Annotated in this window: 15 protein-coding genes, 4 pseudogenes and 2 riboswitches; of the genes and pseudogenes, 15 read left to right on the forward strand and 4 right to left on the reverse strand. The window is 51.2% G+C overall.

Annotated elements, in window-relative coordinates; translation table 11 throughout:
- Positions 1-263 precede the first annotated feature (263 nt).
- Genes JC200_RS19365 through JC200_RS19380 form a run of 4 tightly spaced genes read left to right on the forward strand, consistent with a single transcriptional unit; the run spans position 264 to position 1,764 of the window.
- Positions 264-461, forward strand: coding sequence for a P-loop NTPase family protein (locus tag JC200_RS19365; RefSeq protein ID WP_274433364.1), 198 nt, complete (start codon positions 264-266; stop codon positions 459-461).
- A 44-nt stretch (positions 462-505) separates the two neighbouring features.
- A complete protein-coding gene (locus tag JC200_RS19370; protein WP_274433365.1) occupies positions 506-859 on the forward strand; it encodes an antibiotic biosynthesis monooxygenase family protein in 354 nt (117 codons plus the stop codon).
- The gene (locus tag JC200_RS19375; RefSeq protein WP_274433366.1) at positions 856-1,368 is read left to right on the forward strand and encodes a GNAT family N-acetyltransferase; all 513 of its coding nucleotides are present in this window, start codon (positions 856-858) and stop codon (positions 1,366-1,368) included. Before JC200_RS19370 ends, JC200_RS19375 begins: the two co-directional genes overlap by 4 nt.
- A 33-nt stretch (positions 1,369-1,401) precedes the next feature.
- On the forward strand, positions 1,402-1,764 hold the full coding sequence (locus JC200_RS19380) for a GNAT family N-acetyltransferase (protein ID WP_274433367.1): 363 nt from the start codon (positions 1,402-1,404) through the stop codon (positions 1,762-1,764).
- A gap of 52 nt (positions 1,765-1,816) precedes the next feature.
- On the opposite strand, the gene JC200_RS19385 is transcribed toward JC200_RS19380, so the two are convergent.
- Entirely contained in the window at positions 1,817-2,896 is a 1,080-nt protein-coding gene (locus tag JC200_RS19385; RefSeq protein WP_274433368.1) for an RNA-guided endonuclease InsQ/TnpB family protein, read from the reverse strand.
- 4 nt (positions 2,897-2,900) lie between these two features.
- On the reverse strand, positions 2,901-3,092 hold the full coding sequence (locus JC200_RS19390; RefSeq protein ID WP_274433369.1) for a transposase: 192 nt from the start codon (positions 3,090-3,092) through the stop codon (positions 2,901-2,903).
- Between the two features lie 156 nt (positions 3,093-3,248).
- On the opposite strand from JC200_RS19390, the pseudogene JC200_RS24265 reads away from it, so the two are divergent.
- The 4 genes and pseudogenes from JC200_RS24265 to JC200_RS19405 all read left to right on the forward strand — a co-directional run.
- A pseudogene (locus JC200_RS24265) lies at positions 3,249-3,422 on the forward strand (GNAT family N-acetyltransferase); the annotation flags it as partial.
- A complete protein-coding gene (locus JC200_RS19395; protein WP_338000220.1) occupies positions 3,408-3,803 on the forward strand; it encodes a GNAT family N-acetyltransferase in 396 nt (131 codons plus the stop codon). The pseudogene JC200_RS24265 and the gene JC200_RS19395, both read left to right, overlap by 15 nt.
- Positions 3,804-4,041: 238 nt before the next feature.
- Positions 4,042-4,770, forward strand: a complete 729-nt coding sequence (locus JC200_RS19400) for an SDR family oxidoreductase (RefSeq protein ID WP_274433370.1) — start codon at positions 4,042-4,044, stop codon at positions 4,768-4,770.
- Positions 4,764-4,892, forward strand: a pseudogene (locus tag JC200_RS19405) (MerR family DNA-binding transcriptional regulator); the annotation flags it as partial. The gene JC200_RS19400 and the pseudogene JC200_RS19405, both read left to right, overlap by 7 nt.
- A gap of 293 nt (positions 4,893-5,185) precedes the next feature.
- Here the strand turns inward: JC200_RS19405 and JC200_RS19410 are convergent.
- Entirely contained in the window at positions 5,186-6,067 is an 882-nt protein-coding gene (locus JC200_RS19410; RefSeq protein ID WP_274433371.1) for a LysR family transcriptional regulator, read from the reverse strand.
- Positions 6,068-6,179: 112 nt separating this feature from the next.
- Between JC200_RS19410 and JC200_RS19415 the strand changes: the two genes are divergently transcribed.
- Entirely contained in the window at positions 6,180-7,493 is a 1,314-nt protein-coding gene (locus JC200_RS19415; protein WP_274433372.1) for an APC family permease, read from the forward strand.
- Positions 7,494-7,508: 15 nt separating this feature from the next.
- On the opposite strand, the gene JC200_RS19420 is transcribed toward JC200_RS19415, so the two are convergent.
- A complete protein-coding gene (locus JC200_RS19420) occupies positions 7,509-8,129 on the reverse strand; it encodes a flavin reductase family protein (RefSeq protein ID WP_274433374.1) in 621 nt (206 codons plus the stop codon).
- A gap of 377 nt (positions 8,130-8,506) precedes the next feature.
- A riboswitch (cyclic di-GMP riboswitch) is annotated at positions 8,507-8,592 on the forward strand.
- A gap of 32 nt (positions 8,593-8,624) precedes the next feature.
- On the opposite strand from JC200_RS19420, the gene JC200_RS19425 reads away from it, so the two are divergent.
- The 6 genes and pseudogenes from JC200_RS19425 to JC200_RS19450 form a co-directional block, all read left to right on the forward strand.
- Positions 8,625-9,914: a GGDEF domain-containing protein gene (locus JC200_RS19425; RefSeq protein WP_274433375.1), complete on the forward strand. Its 1,290-nt coding sequence runs from the start codon at positions 8,625-8,627 to the stop codon at positions 9,912-9,914.
- A 348-nt stretch (positions 9,915-10,262) separates the two neighbouring features.
- Positions 10,263-10,481 carry a hypothetical protein gene (locus JC200_RS19430; RefSeq protein ID WP_274433376.1) on the forward strand — a complete coding sequence of 73 codons (219 nt, stop codon included), beginning with the start codon at positions 10,263-10,265 and terminating at the stop codon, positions 10,479-10,481.
- A 357-nt stretch (positions 10,482-10,838) separates the two neighbouring features.
- The gene (locus tag JC200_RS19435) at positions 10,839-11,495 is read left to right on the forward strand and encodes a VOC family protein (RefSeq protein WP_274433377.1); all 657 of its coding nucleotides are present in this window, start codon (positions 10,839-10,841) and stop codon (positions 11,493-11,495) included.
- A 107-nt stretch (positions 11,496-11,602) separates the two neighbouring features.
- Positions 11,603-11,784: riboswitch (FMN riboswitch) on the forward strand.
- 121 nt (positions 11,785-11,905) lie between these two features.
- A pseudogene (locus tag JC200_RS19440) lies at positions 11,906-12,736 on the forward strand (DMT family transporter); the annotation flags it as partial.
- Positions 12,737-12,904: 168 nt separating this feature from the next.
- Entirely contained in the window at positions 12,905-13,798 is an 894-nt protein-coding gene (locus JC200_RS19445; protein ID WP_274433379.1) for a phosphotransferase family protein, read from the forward strand.
- Positions 13,799-14,208: 410 nt separating this feature from the next.
- A pseudogene (locus JC200_RS19450) lies at positions 14,209-14,364 on the forward strand (DUF255 domain-containing protein); the annotation flags it as partial.
- Positions 14,365-14,406: the final 42 nt, after the last annotated feature.

A 14,406-nucleotide genomic window follows, 5' to 3' on the forward strand; every position in this document is an offset into this window, starting at 1 on the left:
GCTTCACGGGCATTGAGGTCTTCCATCTGGACCGCCTGTTTTGGAAACCAGGGTGGGTGGAAACGCCAAGTCAGGAATGGATAGCGCTACAACGGAGGCTAGTGGAGCAACCAAGGTGGATCATCGACGGAAACTACGGAGCCACGATGGATATCCGCATTCAAGCGGCCGACACACTGAGAATCCTCGATTTCCCACGCCGAGTATGTTTGTGGCGAGGTGTCAAAAGAGCAATCCGTTACCGGGGACAAACGAGGTCGGACATGGGAGAGGATTGTCCGGAGAAGATTGACGTGGAGTTTTTGCGATACATATGGAGGTTTCGAAAGCGGGAGCAGGACCGGATTGAAAAGCGGCTAGTTGAGGCGAAAACAGTGGGAAAACAAGTGATATGGTTGAAGACAAGACAAGAGGTTAAGAGTTACCTGGCTTTGCTCGAGTCCAATTCTGCAATCATGTGAGAGGTTCTATGCAGATGGATCACGGGAGAGGGAGGACGGGAGCAATGATTAACGTAGCCAAGGTACCTGAACCACCGTATTACGCAGTCATTTTCACTTCACGTCGTACGCTGGACGATAAGGGATATGCCGAGATGGCTGATGAAATGGTGACCCTGGCGAAGCTACAACCAGGTTTCTTGGGAATCGAAAGTGCTCGAGACGCTGACGGAGTTGGAATCACTGTGTCCTACTGGGACTCCGAGGAATCGATTCGAGCTTGGAAAGAGAATGAGCGTCACCGTGTTGCGCAGGAACTTGGCCATAAGAAATGGTACGAGCGTTTTGAGACCAGGATATGTCGAGTGGAAAGGGAGTATGGCTTCAAAAAAAGCCCATCAGAGGATGCTGACGGATGAAGTTTGCATCTCAGCCAATGACACTGGGCCATGCTAGTAAAATCTCTCGGTGGGCATATGAGCCTCCTTACGACTTCTACAACATGGATACCAGTGACGAGTCAATCAACGAACTCCTAAGCGGAGCGTACAGAATCGTCCAATCGAGCAGCGAGGTCTACGGGTTCTATTGTGTTGGCGAGTCTGCACAGGTGCCGTCAGGCCATGAGGCGGGAGCTTATTTGAGCCAGCGGAACGTGGTGGATTTGGGGATCGGCATGCGGCCGGAATTCACGGGCCAGGGATTGGGCAGCAAGTTCCTTGCACATGTCTTGTGTCAAATCGTTTCTGATTGCCCCTGTGCAAATGTTCGGCTGACGGTGGCTACCTTCAACAAGCGAGCCATCAGGCTGTACGAAAGGTTTGGGTTTCGACCAGTGTCTGAATTCGTTCACGCCGGCGTCACGTTCCAGGTTATGACACGACCAACCGAGGACCTTCCTCCAGAGCAGGAATGGAGCCTGCGTTGATTCATTACGTGAAACAGGATTGGTGGTGACGGGGTGAAAGTGACAGGGCAAGGAATTCACCTGCGTTTTTTGAATGAGTCAGATGCCCCATCGATGGTGGCGCTGAATCGACGGAATCGTGCCTTCTTCGGACCGTATTTGATTGACCGACCGGAGGAGTTTTACACAGTAGAATATCAGCAGGCATCCATCCGCTCGGGACTTGCTTTGATGGAAAAAGACCAAAAGTATTCGTTCGGTGTCTTTCTCAAGGAAAGTCGGGAACTCATTGGACTCTTGTCTTTGACGGAGATTGTTCGTGGCCCCTATCAGTCATGCTGGCTTGGATACTATTTAGATCAGGAACGTGACCACTCCCCATGCCTAAAGGCAGGGGGCTTCTCAGAACACGCATGACGCAACCGCCTACGTTATGTTCTGAAGGCTCAGTCCAAGCCAAGTGGAAAGGCTAGGCTAATGCACGTTTCAAGATATTTTGTGCGGCGTTTACGTCCCGGTCCTGAACATAGCCACAATGTTCGCACCTGTGTATACGCTCAGACAGTTTCTTGGGGACGATTTTACCGCAATTCGAACATTGTTGACTCGTGTTTTTGGGATCGACCAGCACGACACGACGACCAGCTTCTTCCGCTTTGTACGTGGTGTACTGTACAAGTTGATTCCAAGACGCATCAACGATGCTTTTGGCAAGGTGGTGATTTCTCACCATTCCTTGCACGTTCAGATTTTCAAAAGCAAGGAGTCCGTAGCCATTTACCAGTTTCCGAGACACTTTGTGCGCGTAGTCCCTGCGTTGATTCGCGATATGCTCATGCAATCTCGCCAGTTCTCTGATGTTTTTGCGCCGACGAACAGACCCCTTCTTCTTGCGTGATACTGACCGTTGTTTTCTGTGCAATGTCCGTTCTGATTCACGCAGGAACTTCGGATGTTCGTAAAACTCCCCATCAGACGTGATGGCAAGATGCTTGACTCCAAGATCGATCCCGACGGCTTCCTTGGACTCTGGCAGCGCATTCGGCTCCACTTCACACGACAGACTGGCGTAATACTTCCCATTTTTCACGGTGACCGTACACGTTTTGATTGTTCCTTGCGGCTGACGGTGGAGTTTGATTTTTACTCCGCCAATCTTCGAGAGTGTTATCTGATTCCCATTGATTGAATAGCCACTCTGTGGGTACGTAAAAGAGTCATATCGCCCTGCTGATTTAAAACGCGGATAGCCGGGTGTCTCGCCTGCCTTCACGCGACGAAAGAAGGCTTGAAACGCTTTGTCCAGTCGTTTCACCACATCTTGCAACACCTGCGAGTGAACCTGTGTTAACGCTGGAATGTACTTCTTGCGCTCATTCAGTGTGTTTGCCTGAGCGTAGTAATTCAGTGTGGTCTTGTCCGTTTCATAGACAAACCGCCGTTCGTCCAGCAGGCGATTGTAGAGCAGGCGACAGCGCTCTAAAGTGAACTGTATTTTCTCTTCTTGTTCTTTCGTGGGGTAAAGTCTGTACTTGTACGCTTTTCGCATGAGATCATCTCGATTTCTGCGCTTCGATACACCTCTTGATTACGTCCAGTTGGAACCGTGCCCACCGCGAAAGCAACACCTTTAACCTCGCGTCAATGGGTTCAACAAGCACTTTACGGCGATATTTCGGACAAAAGACAACATGGTATTTACAGTCGAACGTGATACTGTGGTTTGAATCCACATCTCTACTCATGACGAATCACTAAGAAATAGCATAGTAAAAAACGGAAGATACAACAATAGTATCTAGTGTTTTGACTAAAGAGAAAAGATTCGCCTGACGGCGAACGCCTTATATCCCCATAGCTAAAGCAAGGGGTTTTACGGCGCGTTTGATAACGGTCATGGGTACACCACAGAAGCCGTAAGACCTGCCGTGAAGTACGCCTTTCAAGTTTTGGGTTTTCATCGAATCGAAGCCGGTGTCATGCCACACAACACCGGCTCTATTCGTGTACTTCAAAAAGCTGGCTTTCACTCGGAGGGGCTTAACAAGAAGAACGTCCTGATCAATGGCAGGTGGGAGGACCATCTATATTTTGCAATTGTAAATTCAATCCGGCGTGCCAGGACGGATGAAGGTCCGATTTTGAGCGATCTTGCTTTTCGTTCGAAAGCCGTGTGGGGGGGCGCCACGATGGTTAGCCGTGGTCGTGTATTTCATCTCGCTGACCTGAATTCACTGATCGCCAAATCCGGCGGTGAGTATGTGGGGGCCGTCACGTATCGTTTTGAGGACAATGGTGACTGTGAGCTGATAAGCATCAATACCACAGGAAGGGGTACCGGAGTGGGAACGAACCTGCTGGCCGCAGTCGAAGGTGAAGCACGTCACGTCGAAACGCAGCCAGACGTTCTTGGCGCCAGCGCTTTGTCTCCCCTTGTCCCGGATACGTGCAGCTAACCGGGCCCACGTGTCAGTCACGGTTGGGACCCCACTTAACAATGGGAATTTGAACTCCTCACACTTAACCATTCAGAGGCACACGAGGTCATTTTCGAACACGTTCGCTGTCCCGATCTCGGTGACAACCATTGCTACGTTGAATAACTCCTTGTATTTGGACGCTTGACTTGGAGTGTACTCCAAGTTGTATCGTTATGGTAAATCAACTAAACATCACGTTGAGGGGGGATATCCGATGGATAATTCCAAAACAGTCTTGATCACAGGTGGGAATAAAGGTATTGGGTTGGAAACTGGTCGGCAGTTGGGACATCTCGGATTCACAATTTTACTTGGTTCACGAGATGAAACCAGAGGACAGGAAGCTGCGGCTGCGTTGAACGCTGAGAACATAATTGCTCAGGCAATTACTCTTGACGTTACAGATCCAGATACAATTCAATCCGCAGTACAGCAAATTGATGATCAGTATGGATTGCTTGACGTTCTCATTAATAATGCCGGGGTAAGCTTGGATGGAGGCGTTCCGCCAAGTCAACTGGACTTGATCAATCTGCGAAGGACATATGAGACGAACGTTTTCGGCATGTTTTCTGTCACCAAGGCGATGCTCCCTTTGATTAGAAAATCCCAATCAGGCAGAATTGTCAACCTGTCAAGTGGGCTAGCTTCCTTGAGCTTGAATAGTGACCCGGAATCTGAATTTTACGGATTAAATTTGCTCGCCTATATGAGTTCCAAAACAGCGGTCAATGCCTTGACAGTTTTGTTTGCAAGAGAACTGAGGGATACTTCGATTAAGGTTAATTCGGCCGATCCGGGCTTTACTTCGACCGACTTGAATGGGCATAGGGGTTATCGTTCCGTTGAAGAAGGTGCTTCGATTGTAGTGAAGCTCGCCACCCTTGCGGACGATGGTCCGAGTGGTGGTTTCTTTGATGAAAACGGAGTGATGCCATGGTAATTCAGCGGGAGGAGGCGGCAAACGTGGGGGACAATGCGGGAACTGTGAGCTCCATTAAGCAGGCGGTTGAATTCACTGGTCTATCGGAAGACACGATCCGTTACTACGAGAAAATCGGATTGCCTGCGACCCCATTGAAGAGTAATTTGAGCATGAACTCTCAAGCAACCAACAGGAAACTGAAAACCATGGGTCAATTGGGGACAATACAGGATGTGATATGGACCAGGACATCGGTCCATATTTCGTTTTCACGAAGGCTTGTATTGGTGGATACGATACATTGCGATGTTGCGGAAATTTGGAAAATCGTAAGCTGGATGACTCACATATGGCGAAGTTCTGCGTCACGTCGTCACCCACGAGATTCATCACACCATCAGGGTTCAGAGGCGGATGCTAGTTGTTCTGCAACCTATAACATCGTCTCTCGAGCAGCCCGAATAAATGCCTGCAGTGCTGGCGACATCCACTTGTCCTTGTGCCAACACATCTGTGTAACGACTGGGAATTCGGGCCCCACCCACGGAAGAGACACTAATGTTTCGTTGCGTAGCTCCTCCTTCACCGCCATTTTCGGCAGCAGCGTCACACCCAAACCCGCCATGACGCATTGTTTGATGGCCTCAACACTGGCAAACTCCACCTTGGGGTTGCGAAGCCCAGCGGCGGCCAGTGTGTTCTCAAACATCGTGCGATAGCTGCACCCTGGCTCCGTCACCAGGATTGTCTCTCCTTCCAGGTCGACGGGCTCCACAGCCTTCATGTCAGATAGGGGATGACCTTTGCGTACCAGTATCAACATCGACTCCCGCATCAAGACATCGAAAACAAGTGCCTCATCCGTGCCTACTTCCTCCAACGTAAAGGAGAGATCCAATTCTCCGTGCGATACCTGCTTGCGCAAGTCGGCGCAAATCCCCGTCTTGAAGACAAGTTCCACGTTTGGGTACTTGGTCCTGTACTCCATGAGAACAGGTGCTAGACGATACGTACATAAGCTTTCAACCGCACCAATGGTCAGTGTCCCAGTTGGGTTATCATTTCCAGGTACGAACAGGTACGCCTCCTCGGCTAATCCGAGCATCCGATCCGCATAGTGCAACAGTCGTTCCCCTGCCTCAGTCAACCGAACCCGTTTCCCGAGACGCTCAAATAACTGCACATCGAACTCCCGTTCCAAGACCTGAATCTGTGTCGTGACGCTGGACTGAGCGTAATTCAACCTCTGTGCCGTTCGAGTGAAATTCAGCTCCTCGGTCAAAACTTTGAAGGTCTGCAACTGTTTGAATTCCACTTCTGACGCTCCAATCACTTTGGTCGATGGTTACTATCGGTACTATCGTATGACAAGATAGTATCACCTATGTAAGCTGATGGGGAAGGTACCAGGCCGAGGAGTGGCGAAAATGGGCGAGCAACAGTTAAAGCGAACACTGACATGGGTACAAGGGACTGCGATGGCGATTGGCGCTGTTCTCGGATCCGGTGTCCTCATACTTCCTGCCATCACGGCACAGCAGGCTGGACCTGCTTCCATTCTCTCCTGGTTGCTCATGTCTCTCTTGGCATTTCCACTTGCCATCACCCTGGGAAGACTCGGCGCCAAGCACCCACACGCCGGTGGCATTGTGGAATATGCCCGTCTGGCATTCGGTGACATAGGAAGCCGTATCACCGCTTGGTTGTTTCTTGGGACAATTCCGATTGGTGTGCCTATCGTCGCCTTGGTTGGTGCCAACTATGTTGCGGGTACGTTTGGCCTGCCGCAATGGACCATTCCGGTGATGGCGGCTGTGATGTTATTTGCCTCCTTGGGCCTCCATCGACAAGGCGTTGATATTGCGTCATGGGTCCAAGTGCTCATCTTGTCTCTGATTGCCACCATGATGGTAGCCGCTATTATTGCCGCAGGACCACACATGCGCTCCACCAACTTTCATCCGTTCGTTCCGCATGGCTACCTCTCGATTGGAACTTCCTCCGTTCAGATCTTCTGGTGCTTCGTCGGTTGGGAGATGGTCGGGCACCTGGCGGAGGAGTTTCGTGATCCGGCAAGAGATTTGCGTCGGACATTCCTCCTTGCACCGACTTTGGTCGGCGTTCTGTACGTGGCGTTGTCTATCGTCACAGTTGGAACGCATGCCTATGGTTCGGTTGGTGGCGTAGCGCCACTGAGCCAACTTGTGGCAATCGGTCTGGGAAGAGGAGGAGCGATGATGACGGGAGGTGCAGCCCTCTTGATCACGATGGTCGCCATCCATGGGAACGTAGCCGGCTTTTCCCGTTTGGTCTACAGTCAGGCTCGTGCTGGCGTGTTTCCGTCATTTCTCGGAAGACTGCACGAACGTTATCAGACTCCCATTGTGGCGCTCGCTGCGTTAGGCGTGGACTTTGCCGCCGTTCTCACAATCTACACAACGTTTCACGTTAATCTCGGCGCACTCATCACCTGGCCAAGCACAGTGTTTCTGGCATTGTACGGGATTGCCATGATGTCTGCGCTCAAGTTGATGAGGGAAGGATGGCGGCAGCGGATTGTGCCATTGATTCCGCTACTGGTGTGTGCAGGCTTGTATGCACTAAGCGGATGGGCGATGGGGTATCCAGTCATCCTTGGAACGGCAGGCTGGGTGATGTACCGGATACATGGCAGGACCCATGCATCCGGTAAGCGTCTCGATGGTACACCGGTAGAGAGTTCTGGAACATCTCATACTTGAGCCCAAAAAACGAATTTAGACTTCCGCCCGGAACGTCTTTCCCAGCTCTTCTCCAAGACCAAAATAATGCCGGAAATTGTAGATGAGTGGACTCCATGTCACCGGGTCAATATGCGACTCGTCCACCACGATTCTCTCATGGGCATGAACAGTCAATGCTTCTACTTCAATAATCCCGAAGCTTGTACCTTCGCCCGTAGTTCGAATGTCCACAACCTTGGCTTCGATTTGTAGCGGGCATTCAGCAATACGAGTGGGGAGCACTTGGTGTGACTCTATCGCAGTCAAACCGGACTCCGCGAACTTATCCTTGGCATGGCGAAACACGCCTTTCTTGTGATTGGGAACTGGATTCGCCCCAGTCAAAGTAGCCAGCGCCTCTACCTTTTTCCAGAGTGATGGCTCCGGCAGGTTGACAACACACTCACCATGTCGTCGCAGATTAGTGAGCCCGTGACCGCCTTCACCCAGACCAAGAACAATTCGGTTTCCGAGTGCCCACGCAGATGACATCGGCGTGATGTTGCTCGTTCCGTCCTTGTTCAGCGTTGTGAGCAACACGATAGGTGTGCCGAAATACAAAATTTTCGGGTGAACTATCCGGGTCCGAACTAATTCGTCGACACGCTGATTCATTAAGTTTGGCCTCCCATACATCTGTCTACTTCTCAGCCATTGTAAGACGTAAAGAATTCGACCATCATCGAAGTATGGATGTGTGTTCGCCGGTTCGTTCGCTCCGCGAGTCGGACCAGTCAAAGGCACTCCATTTTGCCCGTCAGTGCTTAGACTGGAGTGAGCGGCGGCATCATATGGCCGGGGCGCTTGGGGCTGCAGTTACGAAGGTAAGGTTTCGTTCCCTATGGACCATCTCGTGCTGGTGCTGAGTCACTGTCTTACATTATGGCAGAAGACCTGCAACCGTATGGAAAACGTAAGAGGTGGCGTTCAAATGTAAATGTGGTGCATCTTGGATAACTCTATGGTACGATTCAGTAGCATGATTTCTAAAATCACGAAAAGGGCAAACTCACCGAAAGGCGAGGACGCAAAACCACGGGTCTAAGGCGCAGAGCGTTGTGATGGCCGAGGTGCCGTGAGAGGGGTTGCCGCATCAAAGTGAGGTACATCATGGCTCGTTTGTACTCTCGGCTTCGACAGGACCCGCTAGAAATTTACTTCCTCTCGTATGTAGCCCTCTTTCTCGTATGCGTAGTACGCACGGCATCACCAATTCAATTCAAGCAATGGACGGATATTATCCTCTTTGCAGTTCTCATTTCAGTCTTTGAGTCAAATTTGGTCGATGTCTCAAACGATCGTGTTTCTCTAACGATGACCTCGGCTCTATTATTTGCCGAATCCACAAACATTGGGTTGTTCCCTGCTCTGTGCAGTATTATCTTAAGCTCTCCAGTCGTTTTTATTCGATATCGCAAGCCGTCATATCGCCCAGCCCTTGTGGCTTTCAACCTCAGCCACATTGGCATAGAAATGTCATTGGCCGTATTGGCGTGGCATACATTTGGTGGCGAGTTAGGGACTTACAAGAACATCTTGGCACTAACAGTTTATTTAGTCGTATACTGCGCAGCCAATGTCGGTATTATGACGATTGAGATAAAATTGCAATTTGAATCTGGATGGAGAGAAACCTTGATAGGGGTCTTTGATTTACAAGCAGTGATCCTATACATAGTTGATATCAGTCTGGGTGTCTTCATGGGACTGGCCTTTCAAATCTATCACATATGGGCTGTCCCCACCATTGCGGGGATTCTGTGGATGATATCCGTTAGCTATAAACAGTACTTTCACACTGTCAATGATGCACGCAGAGATGAGTTAACAGGTCTTTTGAACCGCAAGGAATTCAAACGACAGTTACATATGTTTATGAAACGTGGCAAACCATTTTCGGTCATGATGCTAGACCTCGATCGTTTCAAACAGGTCAACGATACCCTTGGGCATCTACAAGGAGACCAGGTGTTACGGGCTGTCGGGACACTCATCTTCGCAGAAATGGGTGGGGACGGGATTGTTGCTCGCTACGGCGGCGAGGAGTTTTGCGTGATTGTCCCGGACGTAAGAAAAGGCAGTTGGGATATAGCCGACCACATCCGGAGCCGAGTGGAGGAGCACAAGTTTGATGAGCTTCCGGATCGGCAGCAGGGAGGAGTGACGGTTTCCATTGGCCTTGCATCATTTCCGGATGATGGAACCACTGCAGACGCGCTAATGGAACATGCTGACCAAGCACTGTATGCAGCGAAGACTGTCAGGAACTCCGTGGTGGAGTACGATGATAGCATACAAGCAAACCGTCACGATGCCCCTGACGACGAAAATGAGCCGTCCATTGTCCCCACCGTCTCCCAGGTGGCGTCTTCATCGGGTTTCCATGGGAATCGAAAGTGAGACGCTGAAGGAGTAAGGATCACGATGTCCTACTGCGAGTCCGAGGAGACTGACGGATGAAGTTTGCATCTCAGCCAATGACACTGGGCCATGCTAATAAAATCTCTCGGTGGGCATATGAGCCTCCTTACGACTTCTACGACATGGATACCAGTGACGAGTCAATCATTATTTGAGCCAGCGGGACGTGGTGGATTTCGGGATCGGCATGCGGCCGGAATTCACGGGCCAGGGATTGGGCAGCGAGTTCTTGGCACATGTCTTGCGTCAAGTCGTTGTTGATTACCCCTCTGCAAATATTCGGGTGTCTTTCTCAAGGAGAGTCGGGAACTCATTGGACTTTTATCTTTGACGGAGATTGTCCGTGGCCCCTATCAGTCATGCTGGATTTACCACATGCGAGGCTATCGGATCACGTCCGTCCACACAGGTGCCATCGATAAAGCGAGACACATCAAATCGTCGCTCTCGCTCATCGGCGATTACGGCATCGAGATCCACGATGAGATGGAACTGGAGAAGTCCTTTGGAGGTGGCATGGCTACATTCTCTAAGGCGCAGTTGTGAAACTGCCAAGGTTGCCCGTCTCCGGTGCCATTCTTATAGGAAACTGCCCTGGCACCCGGATGCCAAGTTGCATGACACAAAGGTAAAAGTTCAAGCAAAGTCGACCCGCTTGTAGTGATCATGTGACCTACGACTGATGGAGTATAGAATTGACAGAAGTATGAGGGTAGGATGGTTCCAATGCGGGTGCCAGAGATTCGTGGTCATGGTTAGGTACTCAAGAGCGCATTGGCTTTGCACGGTTACGCTCTACCATAGTACTTTAACGGGACTCTCATTCAGTGGCCAGAGCCGAGAGTATCTTCAACACATGATGCAACGGTGCGAACACCACGACACGACGGAAGGGGGTACATTGTGATGATTCCAAGTCGGTTGTTCCATTTGCATTTCTATGTTGCGGATCCCGAAGGGACTGAGAGAGCCTTCGTCGAGCGTCTTGGGATGCAAGTGATTGCGAGATACGGACTTGTCGGGTCCAAGGAGGTTCGCTTTGAACCAGAGGTTGGATGGCGAGCACTCATCGACGCTGGCGCACGATTTCGCTTGACGCAACTCAAAAAGGGCACATTTGACCTAGTGTTGGGTCCTGGAACTCAGCCCGAACCTCTGTTAGAGCACTTTGGACTTCGAGTTGATGAAGAAACTTACGAACTGTGCAAAAGGACCTTCGTCGCCCGTGAGTTGGCGTATCGAGAAGGGGAAAGACGGTCTTTCTTTACTACTCCGTTTGGCGTCCGGATGGAACTTGTGGCCCCACACCATGCTGTAACCTACCCGGATGCAGATCACGCTGGTCTGCAACTTGAGAAGGTTCGATTTGGCGTGCCTGATCCATTGGCTTGTGAGCGATTTTTTGCCGATGCTCTCGGCCAGCAGGTCTTGAGCCAATTGGAGTTCGAGGTGTCGAGGGAGAAGGCTAGGTTCCGGACGGTGGAAGTGCAGTTATCTTCACCGAAGAAGGAAAAGAACACCGTATTCGAGATTTTACCAGGAACTCGCTGGATTTTTTAGGGTGCATCATGAGTCACAGTTAAAAATGCCCGTATCACACCTCACGATTGTGGAGGTCATCAACTTGGCTATCTCGACGAAAATACTATGAGTCTGACAGCAACCGAATAGACCTTCAGGGCAGGGTGAGGCCACTTGATACTGGCCAATTCCCGATCGGTGGTTGATGCAGCAGCGTCTGATGAGCCCACGAGCTCGTAGGTTGTCGTCGCCTTTGCGAGGATAGCCGAGAGCAGGAACGGGTGAGAATCCCGTGCCGACGGTATAGTCCGGATGGAAGAAGGTTGGCGACCAAGAGCAGCGTTTGAGCCGAGTTTGTCGGTGTTCAAGCGCCTGTTCAAGTTGCTATTGTACCCTGAAGAGTCTCCAGAGAGGAGACTCATTTTGTTTCCTGTTGCCATTTTCTCGTTGTCATGTCTGGACTTCTGCATGCAGTCTGGAACCTGTTCGCGAAACAGAGTCGTAACAAGGTCGTGTTCCTCTGGTCTTTTCAATGGGTCGCTGTATTCGCATTTCTACCTTCGGCACTTATAGCCATGGAGCACCACAACATTCCGACCGAGGGATGGCTGTTTCTTGCTGTTACCGCCGCATTGCACGGTGTCTATGTGATGGTGCTTTCCCGGACTTATACAGCCGGTGAACTCTCGCAGGTCTATCCGCTGATGCGTGGCGTGAGTCCGTTGCTTGTGCTGCTCCTTGGAGTGTCAATCCTTGGCGAAAGACTGACGACACTGGGCTGGCTCGGTGTTGCTTGTGTCGTAGCCGGTATCTGGATCCTTGGGAACTGGCGATTTGGAGGATGTAGCACCGGGCGATCACTTGCTCCACATGCAACCAGTCTAGCACTGGCGGTGGGGCTCTCCGTCACGGCCTACACAACGTTCGACAAGATCACTTTGCAGTACATACCAGCCGTGACACTCAATGATGCGAGCAACCTTGGTAACCTGATCGTTTTGTCGTGGTGGGCCGTTAGATCCAGGGCTGTTCGAGTAGAATGGAGAGTTAATTGGAGGACAATCATCTTGGGTGGACTCATTTCTCCCGGAGGATATCTACTCTTTCTATTGGCCCTTCGTATGGCCCCGGTAGCACAGCTTGCCCCGATGCGGGAGATTGGGACTGTTTTTGGCACAATTTTAGGGATTGTGGTGCTCAAGGAGACACAAGGGCGACGACGGATCACTGCGGCTGGGCTCATTAGCGCGGGCGTGATTTTACTCGGGATATTCGGGTGAAAAGGAGAGTGAACTGGTGAAGCAGAGGACCGCTGGGTCGCCGACTCATTGGCACGGCGTGACGCCTGGAGAACCTGGAATCCAGTGGCAGAGGATTTTGCACAACATGTGCTGAATCCTCCCATAGAGGGGCCGTGATGGCACACAATCCTGCAGGGAGGTGAACATTTGCCTACCATACCGACGGACCTGCTTTCCTTTCTCTCCTCAACGTTTGGTCCAATCGCCGAAGCAGTACCATTGTCCGGTATCGCAGGTGACGGAGGTGCAGTTCGCCTCAACTTCACGGATGGCAAGTCTGTTATCGTGAAGTCCTCCACCACTCCAAGAGAACGCAACTTTTACGAACACCACGCCGATCCCCTTTGTCATGTCGGCATAGGCATAGCAACCCTCTATTGGTCAGGCTGTGACGACGCCGGACGGCATTGGATTTCCATCGAAGACATCCCAAACCCTTTTCCGCACGAGCGTTGGAAGAACTGCGACTGGGAACAGATCGAAATGTTGTTTCGCCTACATGCAGGGACCTGGCAAGACAGGCGTCGAACTTTGCCTACCGATGCATACCAACCGAGGTGGGACAAAGAGATGACCAGGCGAGCATCGGAATGGTTCGCCGACGGCTCGGAGCGAGAACACGTGGTAGAGCGGCTGACTCGCATCCAGCACGAAGCTGAGCGTCTCTTTCAACCGCTATGCTGCATATCAGCAGATCCGAATCCGACAAACTGGCGCATCCGGGAGAACGGCGAACTGGTCCTCATCGACTGGGAACGCTTTTCATATGGGCATCCTGCAATTGACCTGGGAATCACAATGCCTGGTCTAGGTAGCAAGGACGGGACAATGGAGAACGGTATCGCTGAAGTGTATCGGGCATGTTGGACGAAGTACACCGGCTGCGTTCCGACCGGTTTTGATGATTTAGACAGGCTGATACGGGTTGCCAAGCTGTGGTCGGTGGTGGAATTCCTCTGCAATGCTTGGAGGAAGCCAGAACTATACCCAGAGAAGACGGTGTCGTATATTGTGCGGGAACTGTCGGAATACATAGACTGAGTTGTGTACCTCACGGGTGAACTGGTTTCCTTGGGGCCCCGAGGCCTTTCAGAAGGCCCAACGAGAACGTCGGCGGATGCGGATTCAGGAGTTCACTGGTGTCAGTAAGGCAACGTTGTATCGTGCAATCGTGCGTCGAAAGGAATCGTGAGGCGAAAGGAGACCCCCTCCACGGGTGGAAGGCGGGCTTCAAGCTGGGGAGCAAGCGATAAACCTTTGATGGTGTTGTTGCTGTTTTCGTCGTCGCTTTCCTATCGTCCGCACCCCCCAATGGTTGATGTGAGGGAACCGAGTTTTCCCTCTGCCCGGCACACCGCGTTTTGGCATGTGGGTGTGATATGGCGGAGGATTTACTGCAGTTGGGATATACTGACGTTGTAGATTTCGATACTGAAAGGAGTTCGATTGCGATGACGGATAAAAAGCCGAATCGTTTGATACACGAGAATTCGCCATATTTACTTCAACATGCGTACAATCCCGTAGACTGGTTTCCGTGGGGAACAGAGGCGTTTCAGAAGGCTGAAAGAGAGTCCAAGGCTGTATTCCTGTCCATCGGCTATTCGTAGCCCTGCGGGGCTATGAATAGAAAACCCACAAAGAGAGCT

This window comes from Alicyclobacillus sp. ALC3 (genome assembly GCF_028751195.1).
GTDB lineage: Bacteria > Bacillota > Bacilli > Alicyclobacillales > Alicyclobacillaceae > Alicyclobacillus_L.

Coding starts and splice junctions, on each gene's coding strand:
- JC200_RS19375 (WP_274433366.1), top strand. CDS start 856: ATGAAGTTTGCATCTCAGCCAATGACACTGGGCCATGCTAGTAAAATC.
- JC200_RS19365 (WP_274433364.1), top strand. CDS start 264: ATGGGAGAGGATTGTCCGGAGAAGATTGACGTGGAGTTTTTGCGATAC.
- JC200_RS19420 (WP_274433374.1), bottom strand. CDS start 8,129: ATGAATCAGCGTGTCGACGAATTAGTTCGGACCCGGATAGTTCACCCG.
- JC200_RS19370 (WP_274433365.1), top strand. CDS start 506: ATGATTAACGTAGCCAAGGTACCTGAACCACCGTATTACGCAGTCATT.
- JC200_RS19385 (WP_274433368.1), bottom strand. CDS start 2,896: ATGCGAAAAGCGTACAAGTACAGACTTTACCCCACGAAAGAACAAGAA.
- JC200_RS19425 (WP_274433375.1), top strand. CDS start 8,625: ATGGCTCGTTTGTACTCTCGGCTTCGACAGGACCCGCTAGAAATTTAC.
- JC200_RS19390 (WP_274433369.1), bottom strand. CDS start 3,092: ATGAGTAGAGATGTGGATTCAAACCACAGTATCACGTTCGACTGTAAA.
- JC200_RS19400 (WP_274433370.1), top strand. CDS start 4,042: ATGGATAATTCCAAAACAGTCTTGATCACAGGTGGGAATAAAGGTATT.
- JC200_RS19415 (WP_274433372.1), top strand. CDS start 6,180: ATGGGCGAGCAACAGTTAAAGCGAACACTGACATGGGTACAAGGGACT.